Source organism: Actinoplanes sp. NPDC051859, from assembly GCF_044452725.1.
GTDB lineage: Bacteria > Actinomycetota > Actinomycetes > Mycobacteriales > Micromonosporaceae > Actinoplanes.
In genome coordinates, this window is sequence record NZ_JBITBX010000006.1 from 219731 (window position 1) to 231945 (window position 12215).

The window sequence follows — 12215 nt, forward strand, 5'->3', positions numbered from 1 at the left end:
TACGGTGGCGCCGTCAGATGCGTGCGGTGGCCGGGCCGTTACCATCCGACATCTGTGTGCCCGGGTAATGAGAGCTGGTCCGGCGCGTTACGTTGAACGTCCGCGTGCCTGTCGTCCGCGACGGGTCGCTGCCGAGTGAGTCCGAAGTTGGGGAGTGCCGTGCCGAGCAACGCCAGGACGACCCGTCTGGTCATCGTCGAGTCACCGTCGAAGGCCAAGACGATCGCCGGCTACCTGGGGCCCGACTATTTCGTCGAGGCCTCCTTCGGTCATGTCCGCGACCTGCCGAAGAACGCCGACGAGGTCCCCGAGAGGTACAAGGGTGAGTCGTGGGCGCGGCTCGGCGTCGACGTGGACAACGGCTTCAGCCCGCTCTACGTGGTCTCCGCCGACCGCAAGCAGCAGATCGCCAAGCTGAAGCAGCTCGCCAAGGAAGTCGACGAGATCTTCCTCGCCACCGATGAGGACCGCGAGGGCGAGGCTATCGCCTGGCACCTGGTCGAGACGATCAAGCCCAAGGTCCCGGTCAAGCGGATGGTCTTCCACGAGATCACCAAGCCGGCCATCCAGGCCGCGGTCGCCAACCCGCGGGAAATCGACAAGGACCTGGTCGACGCGCAGGAGGCCCGACGCATCCTGGACCGGCTGTACGGCTACGAGGTCAGCCCGGTGCTGTGGAAGAAGGTCATGCCGAAGCTCTCGGCGGGCCGGGTCCAGTCCGTCGCCACCCGGATCGTGGTCGAGCGGGAGCGCCAGCGGATGGCCTTCCGCTCCGCGGAGTACTGGGACATCAACGCGCTGCTCGCCATTCAGGGCAAGGACGAGGGAACCCGCTCGTTCTCGGCGACGCTGATCGCGTTAGGCGGCGACCGGATCGCCACCGGCAAGGACTTCGAGGCGACCACCGGCCAGCTCAAGCCCGGCGCCTCCGTCGTGCACCTGGACGGCGACGGCGCCCGCGGGCTGGCCGCCCGTCTGGAGGGGCAGCCGTTCAAGGTCACCAAGGTCGAGGAGAAGCCGTACCGGCGGCGGCCGTACGCGCCGTTCATCACCTCGACGTTGCAGCAGGAGGCCGCGCGCAAGCTGCGGATGTCCTCCGCGCAGACGATGCGGACCGCCCAGCGGCTGTACGAGAACGGCTACATCACTTATATGCGTACCGACTCGGTGAACCTGTCGGAGACGGCCATCGCGGCCGCCCGCCGGCAGATCGCCGAGCTGTACGGCGAGCGCAGCGTCCCGCCGGAGCCCCGCCGCTACACCGGCAAGGTCAAGAACGCGCAGGAGGCGCACGAGGCGATCCGGCCCGCCGGAGACGTCTTCCGGGCGCCGGGCGAGCTGGCAAACGAGCTGTCCGGTGAGGAGTTCCGGCTCTACGAGCTGATCTGGCGGCGTACGGTCGCCTCCCAGATGACCGACGCGGTCGGAAACTCGATCTCCGTGCGTATCCGGGCGGTCTCCACCGCGCAGGAAGAGGCGGACTTCGCCGCGACCGGTAAGACCATCACCGACCCGGGGTTCCTGCGCGCCTACGTCGAGTCGTCCGACGACGAGAACGCCGAGGCCGAGGACGCCGAGCGCCGGCTGCCCAACCTGGTCAAGGACCAGCCGCTCACCGCGGAGGAGCTGGCCGCGGCCGGTCACCACACCAGCCCGCCGTCGCGCTACACCGAGGCGTCGCTGGTCAAGGCCATGGAAGAGCTGGGCATCGGCCGGCCCTCCACCTACGCGGCGATCATGCAGACCATCCAGGACCGCGGGTACGTGGAGAAGCGCGGCCAGGCGCTGATCCCGACTTTCATCGCCTTCGCGGTGGTCGGCCTGATGGAGCAGCACTACCCGCGCCTGGTCGACTACAACTTCACTGCCGCGATGGAGACCGACCTCGACGGCATCGCCGGGGGCGAGAACGCCTCCTTGGACTTCCTCACGTCGTTCTACTTCGGCAGCCAGAACGCCGACCCGGACGACGCCATCGCCAAGGCGGGCGGCCTGCGCAAGCTGGTCACCGAGAACCTGGGCGCTATCGATGCGCGGTCGATCAACTCGATCCCGCTGTTCGACGACGAGGACGGCAAGCTCATCGTGGTACGGGTCGGCCGCTACGGGCCGTACCTGCAGCGTCAGCAGCCCGAGGGTGCCGAGGAGTCGCCGAACGACCGGGCGTCGTTGCCGGACGGCATCGCCCCGGACGAGCTGACCCCGGAGAAGGTCAACGAGCTGTTCCTCGGCGGTGGCGGCGAGCGCAGTCTCGGCGACGACCCGGCCACCGGTGGGGCCGTGGTGCTCAAGTCCGGGCGCTTCGGCCCGTACGTGGAAAGTGGTGATCGTCGTTCCTCGCTCTTCCGCACCCAGTCGCCCGAGACGCTGACGCTGGAGCAGGCGCTGCAGTTGCTGAGCCTGCCGCGCGTGGTGGGCAAGGACGCCGAGGGCGCGGAGATCGTCGCCAAGAACGGCAAGTTCGGCCCCTATGTCCAGCGCGGCACCGACTCGCGGTCGTTGCAGGGCGAGGAGCAGCTGTTCACCATCACGCTCGACGAGGCGCTGGCGTTGCTGGCCGCCCCGAAGACCCGGCAGCGTGGGGCCGCCAAGCCGCCGCTGCGCGAGATGGGCCCGGACCCGGTCACCGACAAGCCGATGGTGATCAAGGACGGCCGGTTTGGGCCGTACGTGACGGACGGCGAATACAACGCGTCGCTGCGCCGGGATCAGACGCCCGAGGAGCTGACGGTCGCGCAGGCGTCCGAGATGCTCGCGGAGAAGCGCGCCAAGGGCCCGGCTCCGAAGAAGAAGGCGGCGGCGAAGAAGGCTCCGGCCAAGAAGGCCGCCGACGGGGCCGAGCCGGCGAAGAAGGCAGCCGCCAAGAAGGCCCCGGCCAAGAAGACGACCGCGGCGAAGAAGGCGACCCCGGCCAAGAAAGCGGCGCCGCGCAAGGCCGCCGCGAAGAAGGCCGCCCCTGCCAAGGCGACGGCCTCCTCCGAATAGCGGTGTTCAGCTCCCGGTGATGGCGGAGATCCGGGTGCTGAAAGCGTTCCAGCTGTTGGCGACGTAGCCGTCGACGAGGTTGGTCGAGCCGGACTCGTACACGACCGTGCTGCCGTCGGCGCTGATCGCGGGGCTGCGGTCCGCGCCGTTGGCGGGGGCGCCGCTGTTGGTGAGGTTGCCCTGCCGCGTGGCACCCGTCAGCCGGTCGTGCACGTAGAGCCGGCTCATCGGGCGGCCCCAGTCATGACCGCCCAGGTTCCGCGCGGCCGAGACGAACGCCACGTAGCGGCCGTCCCCGCTGATCACCGGTGACCAGCTTTCCGACTCGCTCTGCCCGCCGGTGCTCGAGACGCTGACCCGGCTGGTGGTGCCGTCCTGCAGGTCCCGGACGAATACATCGCCCGCCTTGTTCGTGTCCTCGGGGACCAGGTCGTCCGCGTCGGACCAGAACGTGACGTAGCGGCCAGCCATGACGGCACTCGACACAGTGGCCTCTGCCTTGCTCTGCGCGCCTCCGGTCGCCACGTTGACCCGGGTGGTGGTGCCGGCCTGCAGGTCGCGGACGAAGACGTCCAGGCGGCCGTTGGTGTCGCCGGCAACCAGGTTCGTCGCCCGGGACCGGAAGGTCACATAGCGGCCGTCTGCGCTGATCTTCGGCTCACCGGCGTTCCCGTTGGCTTGCTCCCCGGTGTTCGACACGCTCGCCAGGGTCACTGTGCCCGTCTGCATGTCGCGGACGAAGACGTCGGACAGGTTGGCGTCGCCGGGCACGAGGTTGTCGGCCAACGAGGTGAACGCGATGAACCGGCCGTCCGCACTGATCGACGGGTCGATGCTCTGGTCGTTCGCCTGGCCGCCCGCCGCCGGCCGGCTGACCATGGTGGTCCGTTCCGAGACCCGGTCCCGGACGAAGATGTCGGGGACGTCGTTGGTGTCGCCGCCGGGTGTCAGGTTGTCCGCCGCCGAGCGGAAGGCGACGTAGCGGCCGTCCGCGTTGAGCGTGGCGCCATCGCTCCAGCCGTTCGCCTGCCGGCCGTTGCTGGCCACGCTGACCAGCGTCGTCTCCTTGAACGACCGGTCCCGCAGGAAGATATCCGTCGTGCCGTTGCCATCGCCCGGCACGATGTCCGTGGCGGCCGAGCGGAATGCCACGAACCGGCCGTCTCCACTGACCTGCGGCAGCGTGTACTTGATCCCGTGTCCGGCGCCTTGGGCGCCGGAGCTGGCGATGCTGATCAGCTCGGTCGGCGCCTCGGCGGCGGCGGCCGGAACCGCCGTCGCCAGAACCGTCAACGCGACGCCGGCGGGAACCGCCCGCCGTGCCCAATTATCGAATTTCATCTTTTCCCCTTGTGTGGCGGCTACGCCCATTCAGGTATGGACGGTGCGGGCCGCCGCGGCCGCCGGGAAGAGGTGAAAACTAGGATCTTGACAAGCGGCCGGTCGTCACGCGCCGAGGACGCGGTCCAGGTAGGCGTTGGTGAAGACCCGGCCGGGATCGAGCCGGTCGCGGACGGCCAGGAAGTCGTCGAATTTCGGGTACGCGCGCCGCAGCGACTCCGCCTCCCGGTAGTGCATCTTGCCCCAGTGCGGCCGTCCGCCCAGCGCCTCGCACACCTTCTCGAACGCCCGGAAGTACGGCTCGTACGGGCTGCCCGAGAACTGGTGGATCGCGATGTACGCGGAGTCGCGCCCGTAGCCGTGCGAGAGCCAGACGTCGTCCGGGCCGGTGAAGCGCACCTCGACCGGGAACTGCACCTTGAACGGCAGGTTCTCGATGATCCGGGGCAGGGAGCCCAGTGCCTCGTGCACGCATTCGCGCGGGATCTCGTACTCCATCTCCACGAAGTGGACGCGGCGCGGCGTACAGAAGACTCGGTCGGAGCGGTCCGTGAAGGTCCGGGCCGTCAGGGCGCGGGCCGCGAGGGCGTTCATCGGGGCGACCGCCGCGGGGATCTTCTGGCCCACCCGGCAGACGCCCTGGAAGACGGTGTTGGGCAGGAACTGCTCGTCCAGCCAACCGCGGAAGCGGGACAACGGCTGGTCCGACGCTGCCACCTTGTTGTTGCGCTTGAGCTGCGCCCGGTCCGTGTACGGATACCAGTAGAACTCCATGTGGTCGTTCTCGGCGATGTGCTGGTCCAGGCCGGTGAGGATTTCGGCGAGCGCTACCGGCCGCTCGTCGGCGAGCAGCACGAAGGCGGGCACGCAGCGCAGGGTGACCTCGACCAGGATGCCGAGGGCGCCGATGCCGAGCCGGGCGGCCGGGAACAGCTCGGACGACGCGTCGATGTGCAGGATCTCGCCGGAACCGGTGACGAGGGTGACCGCTTCCACCACCGAGGCCAGGGTGGAGTGTGCGTGTCCGCTGCCGTGGGTACCTGTGGAGATAGCGCCGGCCACCGTCTGGTGGTCGATGTCGCCGAGGTTGGGCATCGCCAGGCCGTGCTCGGCCAGCAAGGAATTAAGTCGATACAACGGCATACCGGCCTGAACCGTGACGAGATTACCGTCAATGGCGACGAGCTCGTGCAGCCGGTGCAGCACGAGTCGCTGGTCGTCGGCCACGGCGATGTCGGTGAACGAGTGCCCGCTGCCGATCGCCTTGACCCGGCGGCCGGCGGCAGCGGCCTCCTTGACGAGCGCCGCCACCTCGTCGGGGGTGCCGGGAGTAAGGACGTCGACGGCGACGGACTCTTGGTTACCGCCCCAGTTCCGCCAGCGGCGGGAGGTGAGAGGGAGCGCTTTGTCACTGGTCATTACGGTTCTGTCCTCCCGACGAGCGGACAGTCGCACAAAACCGGGGATGGTGCGCGTCCCCCGCGTCCCGTCGATGCGTCTCGCTCGTTGATCCGAGTAACGTTCCGATTGAGGATTGTTCGCGACCGGAGTCGACCTTCGCTAGACGTAGGTCGACGAGAGTCTTTCCGCCGGCGCGGACGGTTCTCGCTATCAGTGCTGAGAGGGAGTGGCGACGCGTGTCGACACCAACCGTCACCACCGGACCGCTGCGGCGGGTTCCGGTGCAGGGCAGAAGCGTTGCCCGAGTCCAGCGCATGCTCGACGCCTGCGCGGAGCTCGTGGACGAGGTCGGGTACGAAGGCCTGACCACCACTCTGCTCGCCGAGCGGGCCGAAGTGGCCATCGGCTCGGTGTACCAGTTCTTCCCCGACAAGCGGGCGATCGTCCAGGCTCTCGCGATGCGCAACATGGACGCCTACCTGCAGAGTCTGTCGGCCCGCTTCGGCAACGAGACGTTTGCCCATTGGTGGGACGGCGTCGATGCGGCCATAGACGTCTACATCCACATGCACCGCAGCGTGCCGGGCTTCCGGACGCTGCACTTCGGTGACGTGGTGGACCTGCACCTGCTCGACGCCGAGCGGGACAACAACACGGTCATCGGCGACCGGATCGCCGAGCTGCTGGTGGACCAGTTCCAGCTGATGGACCTCGAGCGGCTGCGCTTCGCACTGCTGATCGCGGTCGAGGCAGCCGACGCGCTGATCAAGCTCGCCTTCCGCCGCGACCCCTCCGGCGACGAGGCCGTGCTGACCGAGGCCAAGGCGCTGATCCGCGAGTACCTGCACCGCCACGTTCCTGCCTGACCGACTGCACCGAACTGCTCCCACCGCTCGTGGCCCACGGCCGCGACGGTGAGGGCCAGGAGGGCAGGCCCAGCAGACGCAGCCTGACGGGCTAGCCGAGGAACGCATACCCCTCGCCCCGGTACGTCGGGGTCGGCGTGGTGGTGTCATCGTCGACGAGGTGCACCTCGTTGACGTGTTCGCACAGCTCGCCGGCCTTGGCGTGACGGAACCACACCCGGTCGCCCGGGCGCAGGTCCGCTGCGGCCGCGCCGAGCAGCGGTGTCTGCACCTCGCCCGCCCCCTCGTCGCCGCGGAACCGCAGTCCTTCGGGAAACCACGGCGTCGGCTGCCGGGATGGTCCGGTCGGCCCTGAGGCGATCCAGCCACCCCCGAGCACCGTGGCGACCTGCGGCGTCGGGCGCCGCACCACGGACAGTGCGAAGAACGCCGCCGGAGTCGGCCGCCAGGCCCGGTATGCGTCGAACAGCATCGGCCCGAACAGCCCGGACCCCGCGGCGATCTCGGTCACCGAAGGGTCGGCGGCGGTTGCCGCCATGCTCCCGGTGCCGCCGCCGTTGACGAACTCCAGGTCGGCGTGCTCGCGGACGGCCCGTACCGCGGCGATTCGGCGTTTCAACAACTCTGGCAGGGCGCGGCGCTGGATGAGCCGGATCGCCTGCGCCCGCAGTGCTTGCCCGGGCGGCGCATCACCGAGGCCGGCGATGTGTGCCTCGTACGCCATCATCGCGACCAGCGTGAACCCGCGTCGGGCGACCAGCTTGCGGGCCAACGTCCCGGCCTGTGCCGCGGAGTGCACGGGGGAGCGGCGCACGCCGATGTGCAGGGGGCCGGCCGGCCGCCAGGAGGCGTCCAGTTCCAGGCAGATGCGTACGGATGGCCGCTGATCGGGGGCGGTGACCGCGTCGACGAGATCGAGGTGGCCGAGGTTGTCGACCATGATCGTGATGGCGGCAGCGAGGTGCGGGTCGGCGGTCAGCTCGGCGAGCGCGGTGCGGTCGACCGTCGGATATGCGACCAGCACATCATCGGTGACGCCCGAGCGGACCAGCCAGATCGCCTCCGGCAACGTGTACGCCATGACGCCGGACCAGCCCGGACGCTGCAGCACCCGTTCCAGCAGGGCCCGGACCCGGACGGACTTGCTCGCCACTCGGATCGGTTTGCCGGCCGAGCGCAGGCTGAGCGCTGCGGCGTTGGCGTCGAACGCGGCCAGATCTATCGCGGCCACCGGTGTCTCCAGGTGGGCCGTGGCCCGGTCGAGACGTTTCTGCTGAGCGCTGCGGTCGGCGATCACGCCAGCAACCTATCCGCTCCGCGACCAATGCGAAATACCTTCATCTATTCGCCACCCGTTCGAGCGCACCCCTGCCACCGACGTCCGCCCGTTAGAGTGCTTCGGGCAGTGACTACCTGGAGGTAAGGGTCATCGACACCGAAGCGAGTACGGCACGCAAGGACGCCGGCCCGGTTGATCTTTCCGGGGTGGCCGCGCTGCGTTCCGTGCTGCGGATCCGGCCCTTCCGGCGACTCTGGCTGGTGCTCAGCCTCGCCTCGTTCGGCGACTGGATCGGCATCCTCGCCACCGCCCTGTTCGCCGCGCAGCAGGTCACCGGCAGCATCGCGCAGGGCAGCGCGTTCAGCAGCACAATTGCCATCCGGCTGCTCCCCGCGCTGATCCTCGGCCCGATCGCCGGGGTCATGGCGGACCGGTTCGACCGCCGCTACACCATGGTCATCTGCGACATTCTGCGCTTTTTCGTGTATGGGTCGATCCCGGTCGTGGCCCTGGTCAGCGACTCCGGCGGCCTCATCGTGACCTGGGCGGTCGTCGCCACCTTCATCGGCGAGACGATCACCCTGATGTGGATCCCCGCCAAGGAAGCCGCGGTCCCCAACCTCATCCCCAAGGGTCGGCTCGAGGCGTCCAACCAGCTCACGCTGATCACCACGTACGGCCTGACCCCGATCCTGGCCGCCCTCGCGCTGGCCGCCCTCGACGGCGTGGTGCAGGGCCCGATCGGTGGCCTGCCCTTCTGGGCGACGCCGGTGCAGATCGCGCTCTACATCAACGCGCTGTCCCGGGCCGCCACCGCCGCCGTCGTGTTCTTCGGCATCAAGGAGATCAGCGCCGGCCGCCGCGAACGCCAGCAGAAGAACGCCGAACAGAGCATGTTCCGGCAGTTCGTCGAGGGCTGGCAGTACATCGGCCGTACCCCGTTCGTGCGCGGTCTGGTCCTCGGCATCTTCGGCGCGTTTGCCGGCGCCGGCATCGTCGTCGGCACCGCCCGCTTCTTCACCGCCTCCCTCGGCGCCGGCGACGCGGCCTTCTACCTGCTGTTCGCCACCCTCTTCATCGGCCTCGCCATCGGCATCGGCGCCGGCCCGGCGATCGTCCGCGAACTGTCCCGGCGCCGCTGGTTCGGCATCAGCCTGGTCCTCGCCAGCGGCTCGGTCGCGTTCCTCTCGGTCGCCTTCCACCTCTCCATGGCCCTGTTCGGGGCGCTCTTCGTCGGCGCCGGAGCGGGCATGGCGTTCCTCGCCGGGGTCACCCTGCTCGGCGGCGAGGTGGGCGACGAGGTGCGCGGCCGGGTGTTCGCCGTCGTCCAGATCGGCGCGCGGCTCGTGCTGCTGCTCGCCATTTCCCTCGCCGGTGTCCTGGTCGGCCTCGGCAGCTCCCGCACCATCCGGGCCGGCGACATCGCCATCGACATCTCGTCCACCCGGGTGCTCCTGCTGGTCGCCGGTGTGGTCGGCGTCTGGACCGGCATCACCGCCTTCCGGCAGATGGACGACAAGCACGGGGTCCCGGTCCTGGCGGACCTGCTCGGTGCGATCCGTGGGCGGCCGCTGTCGCCGGCCGAGCCGTTCACGCGTACGGGAATCTTCGTGGTCTTCGAAGGCGGCGAAGGCGCCGGCAAGTCCACCCAGGTCTCCCGTCTGTCCGCGGACCTGATCGCCGCCGGACACGACGTGGTCGTCACCCGCGAACCCGGCGCCACCGACGTGGGCGCGCGGATCCGTAGCCTGGTGCTCACCAAAGGTGAGACCGCCGCCGATGCGCCCTCACCGCGAGCCGAGGCACTGCTCTATGCCGCCGACCGCGCCCATCACGTGGCAACGGTGGTCCGGCCCGCACTGGCCCGGGGCGCAGTCGTGATCAGCGACCGCTACATCGACTCGTCGCTGGCCTACCAGGGCGCCGGGCGTACGCTCCCGGTCCAGGAGATTTCCTGGCTGTCGTCCTGGGCGACCGGCGGCCTCAAGCCCGACCTGGTGGTGCTGCTCGACGTCGACCCGAATGTCGGGCTGCGCCGGGTGGACAGCCGCGGCCAGGGCACGGACCGGCTGGAGAGCGAATCCCGCTCCTTCCACGAGCGGGTCCGATATGCATTCCTCGACCTGGCATCGGCGGATCCGAAGCGCTACCTGGTGTTGGACGCCGCCCGCCCCGCCGAGGAAATCTCCGAGGCGGTGGCTACGCGCTTTGCCGCCCTGCAGGGCGCGGAGGACACCCCGTCGACAGCCGACCCGGAAGCCACGACGGTCGTGCCTGGTGGCTCGGATCCCTCCGCCACGGTTGTGGTGCCTGGCGGCTCGGATCCGGAGCAGACGATGGTGGTGCGGGCCGGTGCGGCGTCGGCGGGCCCGGACGAGACGATGGTGGTGCGGGCGCCGAGCGGGCCGAACGAGACCGCCGTGATCTTGCCCGCGGGCACACCGCCCTCCCCGGACGCCACCCAAGTCATCTCAGCCTCGTCGGTCTCGGCGGCTTCTTCGCCAACCGCGGAGGAAACGCAGGTGGTGCGGCCCAGCGACGAGACGCAGGTGGTGCGGCCGGCGGAGGAAACGCAGGTGGTGCGGCCAGGCGGTGAAACGCAGGTCGTGCGGTCGGCGGAGGAGACCCAGGTCGTGCGGCCGAGCGACGAGACGCAGGTGGTGCGGCCGGCGGGTGACGAGGGTGGGCGACCGTCGCGCGGCGAGCGAGAATCGACGCCATGAGTGTGTTCGCCGACCTGGTCGGGCAGGACGAGGCCGTCGAGACGCTGAGCCTGGCCGCTGCCGCGGCAGCGCGGATTGTCGCCGGTGACACCGCCGGAGCGGGCGCGATGACGCACGCCTGGATTTTCACCGGTCCGCCCGGTTCCGGCCGTTCGGTCGCCGCCCGAGCCTTCGCCGCCGCCCTGCAGTGCGAACGGGACGGCATCGGTTGCGGAGAGTGTCACGGCTGTCACACCGCTTTGGGCCGTACGCATGCGGACATTCGCTTTGTCGTGCCGGAAGGCCTGTCCATCGGCGTCAACGAGATGCGCGCCCTGGTGCTGCGCGCCGGCAGTGCCCCCTCTGGCGGCCGCTGGCAGGCGGTCGTGATCGAGGACGCCGACCGGCTCACCGAGGCGGCCGGCAACGCGCTGCTCAAGGCCGTGGAAGAGCCGCCGCCCCGCACGGTGTTCCTGCTCTGCACCCCGTCCACCCACCCGGACGACATCTCGGTGACCATCCGGTCGCGCTGTCGCGTCGTCGCGTTGCGCCAGCCGTCGGTCGAGGCCGTCACGGATGCTCTGGTACGCCGGGACGGCGTAGCCCCGGACGCCGCAGCCTGGATTGCGGCCGCCGCCCAGGGTGATGTCCGTCGGGCCCGGCGGCTGGCCGGTGACCCCGATGCCCGTAGCCGTCGAGAAGCGGTGCTCACCGTGCCGCGCCGGCTGAGCAGCGTCGGGGCCTGCTTCGACGCGGCGTCCGCCCTGATCGCCGCGGCCGAAGCGGAAGCCGCCGCGACCTTCGCGGAGGCCGACAGCGCCGAGCGTGCCGCCCTGGAACAAGCCCTCGGCGCCGGGGGTACGGGCCGTGGTGCAACCGGCGCGATGCGCGGCGCGGCCGGCCAACTGAAAGAGCTCGAGAAACGGCAGAAGTCCCGCCTCACCCGTGCCCAGCGGGACGCGCTGGACCGCGCGCTGGTCGATCTCGCCGGCTTTTACCGCGACGTCTTGACCACTGGCCTGCGGGCCCCGGTGCGGGTCGTGCACACGGACACGGCCGCTCAGACCTCGGCAGCGGCCGAGAAGTGGACTCCGGAAAGCACGTTGCGCCGCCTCGAAGCGGTGCTTGCCTGCCGCGAGGCCATCGAGCAGAACGTCAAGCCGAAGATCGCCGTCGAAGCAATGATGCTCAGCCTCTGGCGCGGCTGAACCCGTTATCCACAGCGCTGTCCACAGGGGATTCCCTGTGCCCGCCGCGCGGGGTACCTTCGGTGCCGTACCGCTACCGAGGCGCCACGCCGCGTGAGGAGCTGCCGGATGCCCCACGAGATCGACGAGGCCTGGATCGACGAGGCGATCGACCGCTACCGCCGCCTCGACACCCTGCGCGCGGAGTTCGACAAAGCCGTCGCGGCGCACGTGGTGACGATCCACTCGCCGGACGGCACGGTCGAAGTGCTGGTCACCGCGGCTGGCGAGGTCACCGACGTCCGGATCCACGGCAACCTGCGCCAACGCGACGCTCCGGACCTGGCCCGCGAGATGCGGGCCGCGGTCACCCAGGCGACACAGGCCGCCCGCTGGGCTCGGGAGAAAATCCACGACGAGATCTTCGGCGCCTTCCGGGCCCTGGGGGAGTGAC

General features: G+C 69.9%; 8 protein-coding genes. 5 read left to right on the top strand and 3 right to left on the bottom strand.

Annotated elements, in window-relative coordinates:
- Positions 1-159 precede the first annotated feature (159 nt).
- Positions 160-2985, top strand: a complete 2826-nt coding sequence (topA, locus tag ACIA1L_RS17705; RefSeq protein ID WP_396073782.1) for a type I DNA topoisomerase — start codon at positions 160-162, stop codon at positions 2983-2985.
- Between the two features lie 6 nt (positions 2986-2991).
- Here the strand turns inward: topA and ACIA1L_RS17710 are convergent, their stop codons facing one another.
- Both ACIA1L_RS17710 and ACIA1L_RS17715 read right to left on the bottom strand, forming a co-directional pair.
- Positions 2992-4326, bottom strand: coding sequence for a TolB family protein (locus ACIA1L_RS17710; RefSeq protein ID WP_396073783.1), 1335 nt, complete (start codon positions 4324-4326; stop codon positions 2992-2994).
- A gap of 105 nt (positions 4327-4431) precedes the next feature.
- Complete coding sequence (locus tag ACIA1L_RS17715) at positions 4432-5745, bottom strand: D-arabinono-1,4-lactone oxidase (RefSeq protein WP_396073784.1); 1314 nt, start codon at positions 5743-5745, stop codon at positions 4432-4434.
- A gap of 218 nt (positions 5746-5963) precedes the next feature.
- Between ACIA1L_RS17715 and ACIA1L_RS17720 the strand changes: the two genes are divergently transcribed.
- Positions 5964-6593 carry a TetR/AcrR family transcriptional regulator gene (locus ACIA1L_RS17720; protein WP_396073785.1) on the top strand — a complete coding sequence of 210 codons (630 nt, stop codon included), beginning with the start codon at positions 5964-5966 and terminating at the stop codon, positions 6591-6593.
- Positions 6594-6684: 91 nt separating this feature from the next.
- Here the strand turns inward: ACIA1L_RS17720 and ACIA1L_RS17725 are convergent, their stop codons facing one another.
- Positions 6685-7890, bottom strand: a complete 1206-nt coding sequence (locus tag ACIA1L_RS17725; protein ID WP_396073787.1) for an amino acid deaminase/aldolase — start codon at positions 7888-7890, stop codon at positions 6685-6687.
- A 242-nt stretch (positions 7891-8132) separates the two neighbouring features.
- Here ACIA1L_RS17725 and tmk point away from each other — a divergent pair, with 242 nt between their 5' ends.
- From tmk to ACIA1L_RS17740, 3 genes are all read left to right on the top strand, one after another.
- Positions 8133-10595: a dTMP kinase gene (tmk, locus tag ACIA1L_RS17730; protein WP_396074077.1), complete on the top strand. Its 2463-nt coding sequence runs from the start codon at positions 8133-8135 to the stop codon at positions 10593-10595.
- Entirely contained in the window at positions 10592-11782 is a 1191-nt protein-coding gene (locus tag ACIA1L_RS17735) for a DNA polymerase III subunit delta' (protein WP_396073789.1), read from the top strand. Before tmk ends, ACIA1L_RS17735 begins: the two co-directional genes overlap by 4 nt.
- 108 nt (positions 11783-11890) lie before the next feature.
- Complete coding sequence (locus tag ACIA1L_RS17740; RefSeq protein ID WP_396073791.1) at positions 11891-12214, top strand: YbaB/EbfC family nucleoid-associated protein; 324 nt, start codon at positions 11891-11893, stop codon at positions 12212-12214.
- The last annotated feature ends 1 nt before the right edge of the window (position 12215 follow it).